12 protein-coding genes, 3 rRNA genes and 1 riboswitch are annotated in these 19,825 nt (G+C 65.9%); of the genes, 1 reads left to right on the top strand and 14 read right to left on the bottom strand.

Annotated elements, in window-relative coordinates; genetic code table 11:
* Positions 1–100: 100 nt before the first annotated feature.
* Positions 101–2,986, bottom strand: a complete 2,886-nt coding sequence (gcvP, locus tag GWK25_RS17185) for an aminomethyl-transferring glycine dehydrogenase (RefSeq protein WP_215451074.1) — start codon at positions 2,984–2,986, stop codon at positions 101–103.
* Positions 2,987–3,157: 171 nt separating this feature from the next.
* A riboswitch (glycine riboswitch) is annotated at positions 3,158–3,254 on the bottom strand.
* A gap of 124 nt (positions 3,255–3,378) precedes the next feature.
* Here gcvP and GWK25_RS17180 point away from each other — a divergent pair.
* The gene (locus tag GWK25_RS17180) at positions 3,379–3,747 is read left to right on the top strand and encodes a PRC-barrel domain-containing protein (protein ID WP_215451073.1); all 369 of its coding nucleotides are present in this window, start codon (positions 3,379–3,381) and stop codon (positions 3,745–3,747) included.
* 305 nt (positions 3,748–4,052) lie between these two features.
* On the opposite strand, the gene GWK25_RS17175 is transcribed toward GWK25_RS17180, so the two are convergent.
* The 13 genes from GWK25_RS17175 to GWK25_RS17115 form a co-directional block, all read right to left on the bottom strand.
* Positions 4,053–5,414, bottom strand: coding sequence for a DNA polymerase IV (locus tag GWK25_RS17175; protein ID WP_215451072.1), 1,362 nt, complete (start codon positions 5,412–5,414; stop codon positions 4,053–4,055).
* A 92-nt stretch (positions 5,415–5,506) separates the two neighbouring features.
* Complete coding sequence (locus GWK25_RS17170; RefSeq protein ID WP_215451071.1) at positions 5,507–6,190, bottom strand: MerR family transcriptional regulator; 684 nt, start codon at positions 6,188–6,190, stop codon at positions 5,507–5,509.
* Between the two features lie 305 nt (positions 6,191–6,495).
* Positions 6,496–6,969 carry a bifunctional nuclease family protein gene (locus GWK25_RS17165; protein ID WP_005475662.1) on the bottom strand — a complete coding sequence of 158 codons (474 nt, stop codon included), beginning with the start codon at positions 6,967–6,969 and terminating at the stop codon, positions 6,496–6,498.
* Positions 6,970–7,053: 84 nt separating this feature from the next.
* Positions 7,054–7,809 (bottom strand): MerR family transcriptional regulator, encoded by a 756-nt coding sequence (locus GWK25_RS17160; RefSeq protein ID WP_215451070.1) that lies wholly within the window; start codon positions 7,807–7,809, stop codon positions 7,054–7,056.
* 42 nt (positions 7,810–7,851) lie between these two features.
* The gene (locus tag GWK25_RS17155) at positions 7,852–8,823 is read right to left on the bottom strand and encodes an FHA domain-containing protein (RefSeq protein WP_215451069.1); all 972 of its coding nucleotides are present in this window, start codon (positions 8,821–8,823) and stop codon (positions 7,852–7,854) included.
* 61 nt (positions 8,824–8,884) lie between these two features.
* Positions 8,885–9,760, bottom strand: coding sequence for a DUF881 domain-containing protein (locus tag GWK25_RS17150; protein ID WP_215451068.1), 876 nt, complete (start codon positions 9,758–9,760; stop codon positions 8,885–8,887).
* Positions 9,761–9,765: 5 nt separating this feature from the next.
* Positions 9,766–10,098 (bottom strand): small basic family protein, encoded by a 333-nt coding sequence (locus GWK25_RS17145; RefSeq protein ID WP_009343209.1) that lies wholly within the window; start codon positions 10,096–10,098, stop codon positions 9,766–9,768.
* A complete protein-coding gene (locus GWK25_RS17140) occupies positions 10,095–11,000 on the bottom strand; it encodes a DUF881 domain-containing protein (RefSeq protein ID WP_215451067.1) in 906 nt (301 codons plus the stop codon). Before GWK25_RS17140 ends, GWK25_RS17145 begins: the two co-directional genes overlap by 4 nt.
* A gap of 98 nt (positions 11,001–11,098) precedes the next feature.
* Positions 11,099–13,594, bottom strand: coding sequence for a mannose-1-phosphate guanyltransferase (locus tag GWK25_RS17135; RefSeq protein ID WP_215451066.1), 2,496 nt, complete (start codon positions 13,592–13,594; stop codon positions 11,099–11,101).
* Positions 13,595–13,706: 112 nt separating this feature from the next.
* On the bottom strand, positions 13,707–14,315 hold the full coding sequence (locus GWK25_RS17130) for a CDP-alcohol phosphatidyltransferase family protein (RefSeq protein WP_215451065.1): 609 nt from the start codon (positions 14,313–14,315) through the stop codon (positions 13,707–13,709).
* Between the two features lie 113 nt (positions 14,316–14,428).
* Positions 14,429–14,545, bottom strand: a 5S ribosomal RNA gene (gene rrf / locus GWK25_RS17125).
* 95 nt (positions 14,546–14,640) lie between these two features.
* A 23S ribosomal RNA gene (locus GWK25_RS17120) occupies positions 14,641–17,764 on the bottom strand.
* Between the two features lie 301 nt (positions 17,765–18,065).
* Positions 18,066–19,591 (bottom strand): 16S ribosomal RNA (locus tag GWK25_RS17115).
* The 16S, 23S and 5S rRNA genes sit together here, the layout of an rRNA operon.
* Positions 19,592–19,825 lie beyond the last annotated feature (234 nt).

Here is a 19,825-nt window from a genome sequence, read left to right as displayed (position 1 = left end):
GCAGGGTGAACGTCCCCGTACAGGACGTCCGCCCGGACAGAAGAGGGGCCGGCCGGAGAACGCACTCTCCGAACCGGCCCCGACGCGTATCCGCGGACGACTACTCTGCGTAGGCGTCCAACGGCGGGCAGGAGCAGACGAGGTTCCGGTCGCCGAAGGCCTGGTCGATCCGGCGTACCGGCGGCCAGTACTTGTCGGCGGGTGAGACACCGGCCGGGAAGACGGCCTCCGCACGGGTGTAGGCGTGCTCCCACTCCCCGCCCAGCGCGGCCGCGGTGTGCGGCGCGTTGCGCAGCGGGTTGTCGTCCGCCGGCCACTCGCCCGAGGCGACCTTCTCGATCTCCGCCCGGATGGCGATCATCGCGTCGCAGAACCGGTCCAGCTCACCGAGGTCCTCCGACTCGGTCGGCTCGATCATCAGCGTCCCGGCCACCGGGAACGACATCGTCGGCGCGTGGAAGCCGTAGTCGATCAGCCGCTTGGCGATGTCGTCGACGCTCACCCCGGTCGCCTTGGCCAGCGGCCGCAGATCGATGATGCACTCGTGCGCCACGAGCCCGCCGGGACCGGTGTAGAGCACCGGGTAGTGCGGCTCCAGCCGCTTGGCGATGTAGTTGGCGCTGAGCACCGCCACCTGAGTGGCCCGCTTGAGCCCTTCGCCACCCATGAGCCGGACGTACGCCCACGAGATGGGCAGGATGCCCGCCGAGCCCCACGGCGCCGCCGAGATCGGGCCCACGCCCGTCTCCGGACCGGCCGCGGGCTGCAACGGGTGGTTGGGCAGGAACGGCGCCAGGTGCTCGCGCACCGCCACCGGTCCGACGCCCGGACCGCCGCCGCCGTGCGGGATGCAGAACGTCTTGTGCAGGTTCAGGTGCGAGACGTCGCCGCCGAAGTGGCCCGGCTTGGCGAGCCCCACCAGTGCGTTGAGGTTGGCCCCGTCGACGTAGACCTGCCCACCGGCGTCGTGCACCTGCGCGCAGATGTCGGCCACGTGCTCCTCGAACACCCCGTGCGTGGACGGGTACGTGATCATCAGCACCGACAGCTCGTCGCGGTACTGCTCGATCTTCGCCCGCAGGTCCTCGACGTCGATCTCGCCGTCCTCGGCGGTCTTCACGACGACGACCTTCATCCCGGCCATGACGGCGCTCGCCGCGTTGGTGCCGTGCGCCGAGGAAGGGATGAGACACACGGTCCGCTGCGCGTCGCCGTTGGCCCGGTGGTACCCGCGCACGGCCAGCAGCCCGGCCAGCTCGCCCTGCGAACCCGCGTTCGGCTGCAGCGAGACCTTGTCGTACCCGGTGGCCTCCGCCAGGCGCTCCTCCAGCTCACGGATGAGCGTGAGGTACCCCTGCGCCTGCCCGGCGGGCGCGAACGGGTGCAGCTGCCCGAACTCCGGCCAGGTCACCGGCTCCATCTCGGTGGTCGCGTTGAGCTTCATCGTGCAGGAGCCCAGCGGGATCATGCCCCGGTCCAGCGCGTAGTCCCGGTCGGCGAGCCGGCGCAGATAGCGCAGCATCGCGGTCTCGGAGCGGTACTCGTGGAACACCGGGTGCGTGAGGTAGTCGTCCGACCGCAGCAGCGCCTCGGGCAGCGTGTCCTCGGCCTCGACGTCCAGGGCCTCGACATCCCCCTCCACCCCGAACGCGGTCCACACGGCGCCCAGCTGCGCCCGGGTGGTGGTCTCGTCGCAGGAGATCGACACCAGGTCGGCGTCCACCGGGTGCAGGTTCACGCCATGTTCCCGCGCGGCCGCCACGACCTCACCGGACCTCCCCGGCACCCGCACGGTGAGCGTGTCGAAGTACGCGCCGTGCACGACCTCGATCCCACCCGCGGCGAGCCCCGCGGCGAGCACGGTGGCGTACCGGTGCGTACGCCGGGCGATGGTCCGCAGCCCCTCCGGCCCGTGGTAGACGGCGTACATCCCGGCCATCACGGCGAGCAGCACCTGAGCCGTACAGATGTTGCTGGTCGCCTTCTCCCGGCGTATGTGCTGCTCCCGCGTCTGCAGGGCGAGCCGGTACGCCTTGTGTCCGTCCGCGTCCACGGAGACGCCCACGAGCCGCCCGGGCAGGCTGCGCGCGAACTTCTCCTGAACGGCCATGTAGCCCGCGTGCGGACCGCCGAAGCCCATCGGCACACCGAAGCGCTGCGTCGTCCCCACCGCGATGTCGGCACCCAGCTGACCGGGCGACACGAGCAGCGTGAGGGCGAGCAGGTCGGCGGCGACGGTGACGAGCGCGCCGAGCTCGTGCGCCTGCTCGATGACCGGCTTCAGATCGCGTACGGCACCGGAGGCACCGGGGTACTGCAGCAGCACCCCGTTGATCTCCCGCTCGGCGATGTCGGCCGGGATCCCCTCGCTCAGGTCCGCCACGACGACCTCGACCCCGGTCGGTTCGGCACGGGTCCGGATCACGGCGACGGTCTGCGGCAGAGCGTCCGCGTCGACGAGGAAGAGCCCCTTCTTGTTCTTCCCCATGCGCCGGGACAGCGCCATCGCCTCGGCGGCTGCGGTGCCCTCGTCGAGCAGGGAGGCCCCGGAGGTGGGCAGTCCGGTCAGCTCGGCGACGACCGTCTGGAAATTGAGCAGCGCCTCCAGGCGCCCCTGGGAGATCTCGGGCTGATACGGCGTGTAGGCGGTGTACCAGGCCGGGTTCTCCATGACGTTGCGCAGGATGACGGGCGGCGTGAAGGTCCCGTAGTACCCGAGCCCGATCATCGACCCGAGCACCTGGTTGCGGTCCGCCAGCGAACGCAGCTCCGCCAGTACCTCGGCCTCGGTGCGGGCGCCCGGCAGTTCGAGCGCCTCGGCGTTCTTGATCACATCGGGCACCGCGGCGGCCGTCAGCTCGTCGAGCGAGCCGTACCCGACGTGCGCGAGCATCTTGGCCCGGGCCCCGGCGTCCGGGCCGATGTGACGCCGCTCGAAGGGGATTCCCTGTTCGAGCTCGGAGAGCGGAATGCGATGGGCGGTCATTACGGAGGCCTCCTGGTCTGACACGACCTTCGAGGGCACCACGGCACGGGTGCCCGGACGGCCTCCCCCTCTGTCATCTCAACCTGAGAGCTTCACCGGTCCTGGTTCGGGCCGGTTTTCACCGTCGGTGAGAGCGGGAGCCGTGACACCCGCTCTGCTTTCCAGAGTGACCTCGTCCGTGCGGTACGTGAGCCTGAGAGATTCCGGGGAGGATTTGCTCCTTCGGCGCCTCCGGATGGTGTCCGGAGGACTCTCCCGCACGGGGTCAACAGCCGCTGCCAGCGTATCAGCGCGGTCAACGCACTCACCTTCGAGTGGCCGCCGCCCCCGATGTGCCTTTTGGTAGTCATGAGACACGATGTGCGACCGTTCTGCGACCACTTGGAGGGCCCGTGCAGACCGACATCGATCCGCGCAACCTGATCGGCCGCAAGGCGTTCGACCGCAGGGGCAGCAAGATCGGCACCGTGGACGAGGTCTACCTCGACGACGCCACCGGCATACCCGAGTGGGCCGCGATACGCATGGGTTTCTTCGGCCGCGACGCCTTCGTCCCCCTGGAGCCGAGCGAACTGGTCGAGGGCACCCTCCGTGTCCCCTTCGAACGCTCCCTCATCAAGGACGCCCCCGACTTCGGCGTGGGCCGCCACCTCTCCCCGGAACAGGAACTCCAGCTCTACCACCACTACGGTCTGGACACGGCCCCACCCCCACCCCTGGACCACGACTTCGGCAACACGGCAGGCAGGGACGACAACTGACCTGCACCCGGAGTCCCTCCATGGCCGGACCACCTCACTGTCCCCGCGCGCCGAGGCGCCGACCTCGATGCGCCACACGGCCGCCACGCTCCACCACCCGGGCGCCTTCCTCCTCGGTCCCATGTTCCGGCTCATCCCCTGTTCCCGGCTCCCCCGATTCAGCTCGACGTGTTCCTCGTCGTCCGTCAGTACCTGATGCCGGCCATCCCGCCTGACCCTCCCCCGAGCCTGCCACCCGCCCGGTCCCGGCCTCCCCTGATCCCGCCGCCACCGCCCTCAGCCCCGACGACGCGGCCCGGCCGCGATCAGCCCCGCACCCCACCCGGCACCAACGGCAACGGTTCAGCCGGTTCCAGCTCCGGATCATCGGTCCGGAACGTCCGCACACGCCCGGGCTCCACGTCGTCCGGCGTCTCGAACCGCACGGTGACCCGCCCCAGCCCACTTCCCTGCACCCACCCGTGCCCGTACTCGGCATGCCGCACGTCGTGCCCGGCCCTCCACGGCCGGTCCCCACCCGCACGCTCCTCCACGGCGGGCGCGTCCACAGCGGCCCCGGCGGCCCCGGCGTCGTCCTCGACAGGACCCGCCTCACCGGCCGCCTGCGCGAACAGATCCTCCTGCGTGTAGTCGGCGAGCCCGCTGACGCCCACCCCCAGCAGCCGCACACCACCCGTCGTGTCCACGGCCTCCAGCAGCCGCCCCGCGGCCTCCCGCACCACCGTGGGGTCGTCCGTCGGCCCCCGCAACGTCTCGGACCGGGTCAGCGTCGAGAAGTCGTACCGCCGCACCTTCAGCACGATCGTCCGCCCCGACAGCCCGGCCCCTCGCAACCTCCGCACACACCGGTCCGCGAGCCGCTGCACCTCCATCCGCACCCGCACCCGGTCATGGATGTCGACGTCGTAGGTGTCCTCCACCGACACCGACTTGGTGTCCCGCTCGGCCACGACCGCGCGGTCGTCCCGCGCCAGCGCCATCGCGTACAGCCCGTGCCCGTGCGCCTTGCCCAGCAGCCGGACGATCTCGTCCTCCCCGGCCTCCACGATCTCCTCGACCGTGGTGATCCCGGCCCGCCGCAGATGGTCCCCGGTCGCCGGCCCCACGCCCGGCAGGATCCGTACGGACATCGGGCCCAACAACGCCCGCTCGGTCCCGGGCTCGATCAGCACCAGCCCGTCCGGCTTGGCCTGCTCGGAGGCGATCTTCGCGAGCATCTTGGAGGCCGCGAGCCCCACGGAACCGGTGAGCGCGGTCACCGCCCGTATGTCCGCCCGCAACCGCACCCCCACCAGACGCGCGGACTCCTCGTCCCAGGCCGCTCCCCCGGCCTCCAGATCCACGAACGCCTCGTCCAGGCTCAACGGCTCCACCAGCGGAGACAGATCCCGCAACAGCCCCATGACCTGATCGCTGATCGCCCGGTAGAACGTGAAGCGCGGCGTGAGATACGCGGCGTTGGGAGCGAGCCGACGCGCCTGCGCCATCGGCATCGCCGAGTGCACCCCGAAGACCCTCGCCTCGTACGAGGCGGTCGCGACCACTCCCCGAGGCCCCAACCCGCCCACCACAACGGCTTTCCCGCGCAGACTCGGCTTGGACGCCTGCTCCGCCGAGGCGTAGAAGGCATCCATGTCGAGATGCAGGATGGTGGGCGCGGTTCTCACATGTCCGATGCTGCCCTACGCCACTGACAATGCCCCATGCCCCGCATCGACGGCGGCACCGCCTCACGCCGCCGGGCCCCTCGGCGGGCCTCTCAGACCGCCCGGTTGCGTCGCCGAGCGAGCTCGTCCGACGGGTTGTGGCCCACGAGTGTCTCCCCGGTGTCCACCCGCTCTCCGTGCAGTTGGGAGAGAGCGCTTTCCACATCACGCCAAACGACCCCCACGGCGATCCCGAAGACCCCCTGGCCGCCCTGGAGCAGGGCGTGGACCTCGTCGGGCGAGGTGCACTCGTAGACCGTCGCCCCGTCACTCATCAGCGTCATCCGCTCCAGATCACTGAAGCCCCGCTCCCTCAGGTGCTGGACGGCGGTGCGAATGTTCTGCAGCGACACCCCCGTGTCGAGGAACCGTTTCACGATCTTGAGGACGACGACGTCCCGGAAGCTGTAGAGGCGCTGTGTCCCGGAGCCCTGCGCGGAACGCACACTCGGCTCCACGAGACCGGTGCGGGCCCAGTAGTCGAGCTGCCGGTAGGTGATGCCGGCCGCCGCGCACGCGGTGGGACCGCGGTAGCCGACGTTCTCATGCGGTTCGGACGCCGCCTCCGCGCTGTCCTGCACGACCGCGGGCCGCTGCGGGACGTGACCGGCCGCGCTGCCGTGATGGGGGTCCCCCCAGCTCGAGCTCAGCCGAGAGCCTGGGGGAGGGTACGGGCCGCCGTCCCCCAGCCTGCGTCCGGGGGCACCCCCAGCCGTACCGTCGCCGCTGCTTCCCACGCCGACCTCCGTCCTTGACCTGCCTTATCGACGGTAGGCAGCCACCAGGGGTGCGTCAACGACCACCGCACTCGCCACGCCGAGTGATAATCACCCTGAGAGTGGTTTCGCGTGCCCTCCCGCGGGGAAAGGCTAGCCGAATGCACTCCGGGGGAGCCGACTGACGGCGCACAGGCCCTCGGCACGTGCAGGGCCCCGTTCGAACGCCCTCAGAGCAGCTGGCACCCCACCACCTGGATACATGCGCGGACATCCCCGACGGGCAGCGTGGAGGCCGGGCGGCCTCGCACCACCGCCCGCCCGGCTCACTGACTGTTCGTACCGAAGTCCTCGGGCGAGATCTGGTCGAGGAACTCGCGGAACTTCTCCACCTCGTCCTCCTGCTCGTCCGGGATCGCGATGCCCGCGTCGTCGAGCACCCCGTCACTGCCGAAGATCGGCGTACCGGTACGCAAGGCCAGCGCTATGGCGTCGGAAGGCCGCGCACTCACCTCGACCCCACTGGCGAACACCAGCTCCGCGTAGAAGACGCCCTCACGCAGGTCGGTGATGCGCACTTCCGTGAGCTCCTGGCCGACGGCCTCCAGCACGTCCTTGAACAGGTCGTGGGTCAGCGGCCGCGCGGGGGCCATGCCCTGCTGGGCGAAAGCGATCGCCGTCGCCTCCCCCGGCCCGATCCAGATGGGGAGGTAACGATCGCCTCCCACTTCGCGCAGGAGCACGATCGGTTGGTTGGAGGGCATCTCGACCCGGACACCTACGACATCGAGCTCGTTCACACAGCAACCCTAGGCCGTGCTCGGGATGTTTGGGTAGTCGGGCACAGATCGGCCGCCCGATCCGCCACAGGCGAACACCGCGCCTCAGCGGATTCGAACGCCCAGCGCGCTGCGCACCAGAGCCGCGTGCAGCTTCACCGTGAGCCCCGCCAGCTCCCGCGTGCGATCCTCCGCATGGGCCCTGGTCTGCGGATTGCGATGCAGACGCAACGGCGCCACCACCTGGTCCACGAGCCCCGCCTCGCGATCCGCGGCGGCCCGCATCACCCGCAGATGCCGTGGCTCGATACCGAACCGCCCCAGTTCGACCACAAGCGTGGCGACGGTGAGCGTCTCGGCGTCGTACGACCCGTCCGGCAGCGCGGCCACCAGCCCGTACGACTCCCACTCCGCCAGCTGCTCCTCGTCGACCCCGGCGCCGGCCAGCAGCTCACCGCGCCCGATCCGGGCCGCCGACGCCTCCTCCGGCTCCCCGAAGAGCTCGCTCAGGCGCTCTCCGTCACCGACGTCACGCTGACGCCCCACGGACGGCAGCCGTACGTCCTCTCCGCGCTCCAGGGCTTCCAGATACTCACGGATCACCTTGAGGGGCAGATAGTGGTCCCGCTGCATCCTGAGAACGTGTCCCAGGCGCTCGACGTCCTCGGCGCTGAACTTGCGATACCCCGAGGGGGTCCGCTGCGGCTCGATGAGCCCCTCCGACTCCAGGAAACGGATCTTGGAGATGGTTACCTCGGGGAACTCCTCGCGCAGCGCGTTCAGCACCGTGCCGATGCTCATCAGGCCACTGTCCGCGGCGGCGGTGCCGTGGTCGGCACCACCGCTCGTTGTTCGAAGCATGGACCTTCCCTGGGGTCCCCCCGGACGCGGTCCGGGGGAGGGTCAGTAGCCCCGCTGGCTCGCGTAGAAGACCAGCCGGTACTTGCCGATCTGCACCTCGTCGCCGTTGTGCAGGGCGACCTGGTCGATCCGCTCACGGTTGACGTACGTGCCGTTCAGGCTGCCCACGTCGGCGACCGTGAACGAGCCGTCCTGGCCGCGGCGGAACTCCACGTGACGACGCGACACGGTCACGTCGTCCAGGAAGATGTCGCTCTGCGGGTGACGGCCCGCCGTGGTCAGATCGCCGTCCAGCAGGAAGCGGCTGCCCGCGTTCGGGCCGCGACGCACGACGAGGAGTGCCGAGCCGAGCGGCAGCGCGTCGACGGCGGCCTGGGCCTCGGGAGAGAGCGCCGGCAGCTGGGTCTGGCCGGTGACCTCGGAGTCATATGCCTCGAGGCCGGAGATGGAGATCGTGGAGGTCGTCTCGGACGGACGCTCGGGAGTCGCGCCGGCCCGCAGCGGAGCACCGCAGTTCGAGCAGAAGCGACTGTTCTCCGCGTTGCGGTTACCGCACCTCGTACACACCAGGGCCGACATCGACGGATCCTCCTGCCGCGGCTGCCCCGCCGGGGCATTGGACGCATACGGGTCTGAAGCGAACCCTCCACCCGTCCCTGAGGTTGACGGATCCCCGAAACCTATGCGGCCCGACTGGGCAGGGTCAACAGACGGCGCGCCCTGACCTCCGGAAATGTCACCTCCCGGACCAGCGACCTGGTCCCGGAACATGGGGCGCTCACCGCCCTGGCCCTCCGCCTCCGAAGGCTGCGCGCGATGGCGGGAGGTCGCGTTGTCGCTGCCCTCTCGCGCGCTCTTGCCGAACAACTTCGCAAACAACTTCACGGGCGATTCCCCTTGACCGAAACAGACCCGCCCGTGGGGCAGGACGAACCCTGACTGAACACACCGGCCGAGCCGGACAACCTCACAACGTCCGTACCCACCGGACAGTTTCCACCACGCACCACCCATTCGGTGCGCCGACCCCCCGCAACCTCATGCCCTCGCCGGACGGGCCCCATGCACCTGCGGTTCACTGGGAGGACGACCGAGCGTAGTCAGGCCGCTTCGCCGCTCGCAAGGCGTCCACGACGATCTTCTCCGCCCGCTGCACGGTCACGGTGGCCTGCTCCTTCTCCAGTGTCTGCACCACGCCTCCGGGGATGTTCAGTGCGGGCTCGAGGTCCTGCGGGTTGCCGATGACCTTGAAACGAAACGGCTGGGTGATCTTGTTCCCGTCGACGCTGATTCCGTCGTCGGAATCGGACAGATACGTGCTGGCCACGACCCTCACACCGTTCACCTGGATCGCCTCCGCGCCGGCCGCGCGCAGCTCCTGGATCGCGTCGAGCAACATGTCCGCCTCGACCGTCCCCTTCGTGTCGTCGATCGTCAGTGTGATGCCGGGCCCCTGTGCCGCCACCGTGCCCGCCAGAATGCCGAGTTGCCGCTCCTTCTCGACCGTCTGATTGCGCGCCTCCTCAGCCTGGTCCGAGCTGTTCTCCAGCTCGGTGCGCTGATCCTCCAGCCCCTGCTTCTCCTCCTCCAGACGCTGCGTACGGTCATCCAGTTCATCCAGGATGCGAACGAGGTCCTCCTGGCGTGCTCCGCGCAGCGCGCTGTCGTCGTTGTTGGAGGCCACCTGAATGGCCAGTCCGAAGCCGAGTCCGAACAGCAGCAGGGCCACGATGAGTTGGGCACGGGTGAAGCGCGGCGGCCACAGCCCCTGGGCCAGCCGCTGCCGCCCGGTCAGCTTGTTCTGCTCCTCCTGAGGTGCCTCACCGGGCTCCGCGGCGGCCGTGGGGGGCACTTCCTGGGGAAGTTCCCGGCGCAGCCGGGTCGTGGGCGCGTCGTCCTCTCCCGCACCGGGAGTCGGCTTCGGATCGGGCGTGCGGTCCTGGTCGCTCATCGGCCTCACGCCCGGAACACGTGCCGGCGGATCGCCGCGGCGTTGGAGAAGATGCGGATGCCGAGAACGACCACGACGCCTGTGGACAACTGGGCGCCGACGCCCAACTTGTCACCGAGGAAGACGATCAGGGCGGCCACGACCACGTTCGACAGGAACGACACGACGAAGACCTTGTCGTCGAAGATGCCGTCCAGCATCGCGCGCAGACCACCGAAGACGGCGTCCAGCGCCGCCACCACGGCGATGGGGAGATACGGCTCTACCACCGCCGGTACCTCGGGCCGGACCAACAGTCCGGCCACGACTCCGAGGACGAGGCCCAGTACGGCGATCACGATGTGCCCTTCTCTGTGCTGGGTTCTGCTGTTCGTACGATCACGCTCGGCGCGGCCGGCACCTTGAGGTCGTCCTCGACGGAGATGCTCGTGCGGATGCCGAAGTTCTCCTGGAGGGCATGCAGATACAGCCCATCGGGGCTGTTCTGGAACCTGGTGCTCAGCCGCTGCCCGTCCCCCACCGCGAGGACCGTGTACGGCGGTGCCAGCGGCTTGTTGTCGACCAGTATCGCGTCGCCCGCGGCCCTGATCGCCGACAGCGCGGTGAGCCGCTGCCCGTTGATCGAGATGGCTTCGGCGCCGGACTCCCACAGCCCGTTGACGACCCGCTGCATGTCCCGGTCCCGCACACGGCCCGTGTCCGAGAACCCGGAGGTCTCCCGTGGATCGCCGTCACCGCCCTGACCGGCGCCCTTGGAGTCGTTGACGACGAGACGGACTCCGGGGCCGTGCACCTCGACGGCGCCCGACAGGATGCCCATCAGGTCGTTCCCGTCGCTGCCGCCGTCGTCCTTGAGTGCCTTGCGCTGGCGTGCGCTCACGTCGTCCCGGAGCTCGTCCACGGAGTCCTCGAGATCGTCCGCGGCGGCGGTCTCCTCCTGGATGCGGTCGATGAGCTCCTCGCGCTCCTTGGCGACCACGGGCGCGCTGATGCGCGCCTGCGCGGCACCCACCGTCACCACCAGGGCGGCGAGGACCAGACCGACCGCGAGTCCCAGCTTGGCCCGCACCGTCTTCGGCATGCCGGCGGTGCCCGCGGCCTTCTTGCGGGCAGCGGCCTCGGCGTACCCGTCGTCGAGGCTGTGGTCCATGACGTTGTTGAGCAGCGACATGGAGGCGTCCGGACGCGACGGGCGCGCGGGTGTGCTCCGAACGGGGGGCTGCTGCGGCATGCCGCACATCGTCGCACGTCGCGACCACTACCTCCGAATGGCCCCACCGGCGTGCCGGACAGGCCCCGTTGGGGGCACTTGTCCGGCACGCGCACGTGCGAGGTCGATCAGCGGCCGGCGCTGTCCACGACCGCCGACCACTCGTCCAGCAGGGCCTGCGCGGAGGCGTCGTCGGGCCCCTCGGCCCACAGATGCGTGACGGCTTCGGCCGGGTCCGGCAGGACCATCACCCACCGCCCGTCGGTCTCCACGACCCGGACCCCGTCGGTGGTGTCCACGAAACGGTCCCCGGCCGCCTCCACGACCCGCCGCATCACCAGGCCCTTGACGGCCCACGGAGTGGCGAGATCCCGCTTCAGGACGTGCGCCCGCGGAATCCGTGCGTCGATCTGGCTGAGCGTGAGCTGTGTGCGCGCCACCAGCCCGATCAGCCGTACGAAGGCCGCCGTCCCGTCGAAGACGCTGCTGAACTCCGGCACGATGAAACCGCCGCGCCCGTCGCCGCCGAAGATGGTCGTCTCGTCCCCGCCGACCCGCGTGAGGTCGTCGGGCGAGGTGGTCGTCCACTCGACCTGCGTGCCGTGGTACGCGGCGACCTGCTCGCCGATCCTGGTGGTGGTCACAGGGAGCGCGACCCGTCCGCTCCGCCGTTCGGCGGCCACCAGGTCGAGCATGACCAGCAGGGCCCGGTCGTCCTCGACGATCCGGCCCTTCTCGTCGACGAGCGACAGCCGTTCACCGACAGGGTCGAACCGGACACCGAACGCGGCCCGCGAGGAGGCGACGATCTCGCCCAGCCGCACCAGACCGGACCGCCGCATGTCGCCCGTCTCCGTCGGGCGCGACTCGTCGAGACCCGGGTTGATGGTCAGCGAGTCGACACCCAGCTTGCCGAGCAGACTCGGCAGCACCAGACCGGCGCTGCCGTTGGACGCGTCCACGACGACCTTGAGCCCCGACTCGGCGATCCCGGTCGTGTCGACGTTGCGGAGCAACGATCCGGTGTACGAGTCGAACACACTGGCCGGGAAGTGCAGGTCCCCGATCTCGCCCGGGAACGCGCGCCGGTACTCCTGCCGTGCGAACACCCGGTCCAGCTTGCGCTGGCTGGCCTGCGACAGGTCGGCACCCTGGCCGTCGAAGAACATGATGTCGACGGAGTCGGGAACGCCCGGTGTCGTCCGGATCATGATCCCGCCGGCGCTGCCCCGGGCGGTCTGCTGCCGAGCCACCGGCAGCGGGACGTTCTCCAGGTCCCGTACGTCGATGGCGCTGGCCTGCAGCGCCGAGATGACCGCCCGCTTCAGCGCGCGGGCGCCTCGGGAGTGGTCGCGGGCGGTGGTGACCGTGGAACCCTTCTTGAGGGTCGTGGCATAGGCTCCCGCGAGCCTCACGGCCAGCTCGGGGGTGATCTCCACGTTCAGGATGCCCGAGACGCCCCGGGCACCGAACAGGTGGGCCTGCCCTCGGGATTCCCAGATCACCGAGGTGTTGACGAAGGCGCCGGCCTCGATCGTCTTGAAGGGGTAGACGCGCACGTTCCCCTGGATGATCGATTCTTCGCCGACGAGACACTCGTCGCCGATCACCGCGCCGTCCTCGATCCGCGCGGCGCGCATGATGTCGGTGTTCTTTCCGACCACGCAGCCACGCAAATTGCTGTGTTGCCCGATGTAGACGTTGTCGTGGACCACGGCCTTGTGCAGAAAGGCCCCGCTCTTGACGACGACGTTCGAGCCCACGACCGTGTGCTCGCGGATCTCGGCGCCGGCTTCGACCTTGGCGTAGTCCCCGATGTACAGCGGCCCGCGCAGCACGGCGTCGGGGTGCACTTCGGCGCCTTCGGCGATCCACACACCGGGCGAGAGCTCGAAACCGTCGATCTCGACGTCGACCTTGCCCTCCAGCACGTCGGCCTGAGCCTTCACATAGCTCTCGTGCGTGCCGACGTCCTCCCAGTAGCCCTCGGCGACATAGCCGTAGACCGGCTTGCCCTCCTTCATCAGCTGCGGGAAGACATCACCGGACCAGTCGACGGGAACGTCGGCCTCGACGTAGTCGAAGACCTCGGGCTCCATCACATAGATGCCCGTGTTGACGGTGTCGGAGAAGACCTGGCCCCAGGTGGGCTTCTCCAGGAATCGCTCGACCTTGCCTTCCTCGTCCACGATCGTGATACCGAATTCCAGTGGATTCGGCACCCGAGTCAGGCAGACGGTGACCAGCGCACCCTTTTCCTTGTGGAAATTGATGAGCTCGGTGAGGTCGAAGTCGGTGAGGGCATCGCCGGAGATGACGAGGAAGGCATCGTCCTTCAGCGCCTCCTCGGCGTTCTTGACGCTCCCGGCGGTACCGAGTGGCTTCTCCTCGTTGGCATAGGTGAGCTCCATCCCGAGCTCCTCGCCGTCCCCGAAGTAGTTCTTGACGAGGGACGCCAGGAACTGGACAGTAACGACGGTCTCGTTGAGCCCATGCCTTTTGAGCAGCCGCAGTACGTGCTCCATGATCGGGCGGTTCGCCACGGGCAGGAGCGGTTTGGGCATGCTCGAGGTCATGGGGCGAAGGCGTGTGCCTTCGCCTCCGGCCATCACGACGGCCTTCATGTCGGAAGCGTCCTCCTTGAAGAGACGGTCTAGCCGACTTCACCCGTCCAGATTGTCCCGCACTTTTCCGACGCGGGCCATCGAGCCACTCACGGCCGCCCACTGGGCGGGCTCAATCGGCCATGGCGTCCGCACTGACGAGTCGGCGGACCTGAACCACGTAGAGGATCCCTGCCCACCAATACAGCGTTGTACCCCATCCGGCGAACGCCCATCCGAAAATAGCAGCGAGTGACGAGATCCATCCACTTCCGTCACTGAGCAGCAGCAACGGGAAGGCATACATCAGGTTGAACGTAGCCGCTTTGCCGAGGAAGTTCACCTGGGGCGGCGGATAGCCGTGCCGTCTGAGGATGCCCACCATCACCAGCAGAACCAGCTCACGCAGGAGCAGGACGGCGGTCAACCACAATGGCAGAATCTCGCGCCAGGTGAGCCCGAGGAGAGTCGACAGGATGTACAGCCTGTCAGCCGCAGGATCGAGAAGCCGGCCGAGGCTGCTGATCTGGTTCCAGCGCCGGGCCAGCTTGCCGTCCAGATAGTCACTGACGCCGCTGAGAGCGAGCACCAGGAGCGCCCAGCCGTCGACCTTGGGGCCGCCGAACTCCGGCCAGAGAATCAGCCACAGGAAGACGGGAACGCCAACGAGCCGCGCCATGCTGAGGATGTTCGGGATGGTGAGGACCCGGTCCGTCTGGACCCGTGTCTCCTGGACCTCCACCCGGGTGCCTCCTGGGGGAAAATGAGCCAACGATGTGCCCCCTGACCCTACCTCAACGCAAAAAAGCTCTGGCTCCTGGGCTTGTGTGCCCAAGAGCCAGAGCTCTAAAAGGAGTTCGGCGGCGTCCTACTCTCCCACAGGGTCCCCCCTGCAGTACCATCGGCGCTGTAAGGCTTAGCTTCCGGGTTCGGAATGTAACCGGGCGTTTCCCTCACGCTATGACCACCGAAACACTATGAAACTATGAATACCGCACCATCCCTCGTGACCATGAGAAATGGGGTTGTTCGTGGTTTCAGAACCAACACAGTGGACGCGAGCAACTGAGGACAAGCCCTCGGCCTATTAGTACCAGTCAACTCCACCCGTTACCAGGCTTCCATATCTGGCCTATCAACCCAGTCGTCTACTGGGAGCCTTACCCCATCAAGTGGGTGGGAATACTCATCTCGAAGCAGGCTTCCCGCTTAGATGCTTTCAGCGGTTATCCCTCCCGAACGTAGCCAACCAGCCATGCCCTTGGCAGAACAACTGGCACACCAGAGGTTCGTCCGTCCCGGTCCTCTCGTACTAGGGACAGCCCTTCTCAATATTCCTGCGCGCGCAGCGGATAGGGACCGAACTGTCTCACGACGTTCTAAACCCAGCTCGCGTACCGCTTTAATGGGCGAACAGCCCAACCCTTGGGACCGACTCCAGCCCCAGGATGCGACGAGCCGACATCGAGGTGCCAAACCATCCCGTCGATATGGACTCTTGGGGAAGATCAGCCTGTTATCCCCGGGGTACCTTTTATCCGTTGAGCGACGGCGCTTCCACAAGCCACCGCCGGATCACTAGTCCCGACTTTCGTCCCTGCTCGACCCGTCGGTCTCACAGTCAAGCTCCCTTGTGCACTTACACTCACCACCTGATTGCCAACCAGGCTGAGGGAACCTTTGGGCGCCTCCGTTACCCTTTGGGAGGCAACCGCCCCAGTTAAACTACCCATCAGACACTGTCCCCGATCCGGATCACGGACCCGGGTTAGACATCCAGCACGACCAGACTGGTATTTCAACGACGACTCCACCCGAACTGGCGTCCGAGCTTCACAGTCTCCCAGCTATCCTACACAAGCCGAACCGAACACCAATATCAAACTGTAGTAAAGGTCCCGGGGTCTTTCCGTCCTGCTGCGCGAAACGAGCATCTTTACTCGTAGTGCAATTTCACCGGGCCTATGGTTGAGACAGTCGAGAAGTCGTTACGCCATTCGTGCAGGTCGGAACTTACCCGACAAGGAATTTCGCTACCTTAGGATGGTTATAGTTACCACCGCCGTTTACTGGCGCTTAAGTTCTCAGCTTCGCCACCCCGAAGAGTGACTAACCGGTCCCCTTAACGTTCCAGCACCGGGCAGGCGTCAGTCCGTATACATCGCCTTACGGCTTCGCACGGACCTGTGTTTTTAGTAAACAGTCGCTTCTCGCTGGTCTCTGCGGCCACCCCCAGCTCAAGCAGCAAGTGCTATCACCAGGTGTGGCCCCCCTTCTCCCGAAGTTACGGGGGCATTTTGCCGAGTTCCTTAACCATAGTTCACCCGAACGCCTCGGTATTCTCTACCAGACCACCTGAGTCGGTTTAGGGTACGGGCCGCCATGAAACTCGCTAGAGGCTTTTCTCGACAGCATAGGATCATCCACTTCACCACAATCGGCTCGGCATCAGGTCTCAGCCACAAGTGCGACGGATTTACCTATCGCACGGCCTACACCCTTACCCCGGGACAACCACCGCCCGGGATGGACTACCTTCCTGCGTCACCCCATCACTCACCTACTGCAAGTCTGGTTCGTCGGCTCCACCACTCCCCTTCACCCGAAGGATCCGGGACGGCTTCACGGACTTAGCATCGCCTGGTTCGATGTTTGACGCTTCACAGCGGGTACCGGAATATCAACCGGTTATCCATCGACTACGCCTGTCGGCCTCGCCTTAGGTCCCGACTTACCCTGGGCAGATCAGCTTGACCCAGGAACCCTTGGTCAATCGGCGCAAACGTTTCTCACGTTTGTATCGCTACTCATGCCTGCATTCTCACTCGTGAACCGTCCACAACTCGCTTACACGGCTGCTTCACCCGGCACACGACGCTCCCCTACCCATCACGATCCCCGTTGGGGGTATATATCGCAATGACACGACTTCGGCGGTACGCTTGAGCCCCGCTACATTGTCGGCGCGGAATCACTAGACCAGTGAGCTATTACGCACTCTTTCAAGGGTGGCTGCTTCTAAGCCAACCTCCTGGTTGTCTCTGCGACTCCACATCCTTTCCCACTTAGCGTACGCTTAGGGGCCTTAGTCGATGCTCTGGGCTGTTTCCCTCTCGACCATGGAGCTTATCCCCCACAGTCTCACTGCCGCGCTCTCACTTACCGGCATTCGGAGTTTGGCTAAGGTCAGTAACCCGGTAGGGCCCATCGCCTATCCAGTGCTCTACCTCCGGCAAGAAACACACGACGCTGCACCTAAATGCATTTCGGGGAGAACCAGCTATCACGGAGTTTGATTGGCCTTTCACCCCTAACCACAGGTCATCCCCCAGGTTTTCAACCCTGGTGGGTTCGGTCCTCCACGAAGTCTTACCTCCGCTTCAACCTGCCCATGGCTAGATCACTCCGCTTCGGGTCTTGAGCGTGCTACTAAAGTCGCCCTATTCGGACTCGCTTTCGCTACGGCTACCCCACCCGGGTTAACCTCGCAACACACCGCAAACTCGCAGGCTCATTCTTCAAAAGGCACGCAGTCACGAGACACCAAGCAAGCTTGATGTCCGACGCTCCCACGGCTTGTAGGCACACGGTTTCAGGTACTATTTCACTCCGCTCCCGCGGTACTTTTCACCATTCCCTCACGGTACTATCCGCTATCGGTCACCAGGGAATATTTAGGCTTAGCGGGTGGTCCCGCCAGATTCACACGGGATTTCTCGGGCCCCGTGCTACTTGGGTGTCTCTCAAACGAGCCGCTGATGTTTCAGCTACGGGGGTCTTACCCTCTACGCCGGACCTTTCGCATGTCCTTCGCCTACATCAACGGTTTCTGACTCGTCCTGTTGCCGGCAGACAACAGAAGAGAGATCCCACAACCCCGTATACGCAACCCCTGCCGGGTCTCACACGCATACGGTTTGGCCTCATCCAGTTTCGCTCGCCACTACTCCCGGAATCACGGTTGTTTTCTCTTCCTGCGGGTACTGAGATGTTTCACTTCCCCGCGTTCCCTCCACACTGCCTATGTGTTCAGCAGTGGGTGACAGCCCATGACGACTGCCGGGTTTCCCCATTCGGAAACCCCCGGATCAAAGCCTGGTTGACGACTCCCCGGGGACTATCGTGGCCTCCCACGTCCTTCATCGGTTCCTGGTGCCAAGGCATCCACCGTGCGCCCTTAAAAACTTGGCCACAGATGCTCGCGTCCACTGTGCAGTTCTCAAACAACGACCAACCACCCGTCACACACCACCTACATGGTGCTTCACCGGGGCCGGCAACTGAAGGAAAGTTCATTCCCTCAGACACCCAACAGCGTGCCCGACCAGATTCCGTCCGGAGATCATGTTTTCCACGCTCTTGCGAGCAGTACTAACAGCCTCCGGCCCGTGAAACCGGCCGAATAATCAACGTTCCACCCATGAGCAACCACCGTCGGACGTTCGCCGACGTTGTGGCCCTGGATCTCTTGCGAGATCTAGATGCTCCTTAGAAAGGAGGTGATCCAGCCGCACCTTCCGGTACGGCTACCTTGTTACGACTTCGTCCCAATCGCCAGTCCCACCTTCGACAGCTCCCTCCCTTGCGGGTTGGGCCACCGGCTTCGGGTGTTACCGACTTTCGTGACGTGACGGGCGGTGTGTACAAGGCCCGGGAACGTATTCACCGCAGCACTGCTGATCTGCGATTACTAGCAACTCCGACTTCATGGGGTCGAGTTGCAGACCCCAATCCGAACTGAGACAGGCTTTTTGAGATTCGCTCCGCCTCACGGCTTCGCAGCTCATTGTACCTGCCATTGTAGCACGTGTGCAGCCCAAGACATAAGGGGCATGATGACTTGACGTCGTCCCCACCTTCCTCCGAGTTGACCCCGGCAGTCTCCTGTGAGTCCCCATCACCCCGAAGGGCATGCTGGCAACACAGAACAAGGGTTGCGCTCGTTGCGGGACTTAACCCAACATCTCACGACACGAGCTGACGACAGCCATGCACCACCTGTACACCGACCACAAGGGGGCGACCATCTCTGGCCGTTTCCGGTGTATGTCAAGCCTTGGTAAGGTTCTTCGCGTTGCGTCGAATTAAGCCACATGCTCCGCTGCTTGTGCGGGCCCCCGTCAATTCCTTTGAGTTTTAGCCTTGCGGCCGTACTCCCCAGGCGGGGAACTTAATGCGTTAGCTGCGGCACCGACGACGTGGAATGTCGCCAACACCTAGTTCCCACCGTTTACGGCGTGGACTACCAGGGTATCTAATCCTGTTCGCTCCCCACGCTTTCGCTCCTCAGCGTCAGTAATGGCCCAGAGATCCGCCTTCGCCACCGGTGTTCCTCCTGATATCTGCGCATTTCACCGCTACACCAGGAATTCCGATCTCCCCTACCACACTCTAGTCTGCCCGTATCGAATGCAGACCCGGGGTTAAGCCCCGGGCTTTCACATCCGACGCGACAGACCGCCTACGAGCTCTTTACGCCCAATAATTCCGGACAACGCTCGCGCCCTACGTATTACCGCGGCTGCTGGCACGTAGTTAGCCGGCGCTTCTTCTGCAGGTACCGTCACTTTCGCTTCTTCCCTGCTGAAAGAGGTTTACAACCCGAAGGCCGTCATCCCTCACGCGGCGTCGCTGCATCAGGCTTTCGCCCATTGTGCAATATTCCCCACTGCTGCCTCCCGTAGGAGTCTGGGCCGTGTCTCAGTCCCAGTGTGGCCGGTCGCCCTCTCAGGCCGGCTACCCGTCGTCGCCTTGGTGAGCCGTTACCTCACCAACAAGCTGATAGGCCGCGGGCTCATCCTTCACCGCCGGAGCTTTCCACCACCAAGAGATGCCCCTAGTGGTTGTATCCGGTATTAGACCCCGTTTCCAGGGCTTGTCCCAGAGTGAAGGGCAGATTGCCCACGTGTTACTCACCCGTTCGCCACTAATCCCCACCGAAGTGGTTCATCGTTCGACTTGCATGTGTTAAGCACGCCGCCAGCGTTCGTCCTGAGCCAGGATCAAACTCTCCGTGAATGTGTACCCGTAATCGGGTGCAAACCACGAGAGCGGAACCACCGGAGGAATAGTCCGATGGTTCACAGCGTCCTCGCTGTGTTTGTTTCAAAGGAACCTCGTCCCAGCTGATGCTGGAGACGGGGTATCAACATATCTGGCGTTGATTTTTGGCACGCTGTTGAGTTCTCAAGGAACGGACGCTTCCTTTGTACTCACCCAAGCAATTTTTTGGGCTTTTCTCCGGGCGCTTCC

It is taken from the genome of Streptomyces sp. ATCC 21386 (genome assembly GCF_018728545.1).
Lineage (GTDB): Bacteria > Actinomycetota > Actinomycetes > Streptomycetales > Streptomycetaceae > Streptomyces.
This window is presented reverse-complemented; position numbering and strand designations above follow the sequence as displayed.

What these genes read in the sequence shown, in the direction of transcription:
- GWK25_RS17140 (WP_215451067.1), bottom strand. Translation starts at nt 11,000, where the DNA reads ATGTGCGGCATGCCGCAGCAGCCCCCCGTTCGGAGCACACCCGCGCGC.
- GWK25_RS17160 (WP_215451070.1), bottom strand. Translation starts at nt 7,809, where the DNA reads ATGCTTCGAACAACGAGCGGTGGTGCCGACCACGGCACCGCCGCCGCG.
- gcvP (WP_215451074.1), bottom strand. Translation starts at nt 2,986, where the DNA reads ATGACCGCCCATCGCATTCCGCTCTCCGAGCTCGAACAGGGAATCCCC.
- GWK25_RS17135 (WP_215451066.1), bottom strand. Translation starts at nt 13,594, where the DNA reads ATGAAGGCCGTCGTGATGGCCGGAGGCGAAGGCACACGCCTTCGCCCC.
- GWK25_RS17150 (WP_215451068.1), bottom strand. Translation starts at nt 9,760, where the DNA reads ATGAGCGACCAGGACCGCACGCCCGATCCGAAGCCGACTCCCGGTGCG.
- GWK25_RS17155 (WP_215451069.1), bottom strand. Translation starts at nt 8,823, where the DNA reads ATGGGTGGTGCGTGGTGGAAACTGTCCGGTGGGTACGGACGTTGTGAG.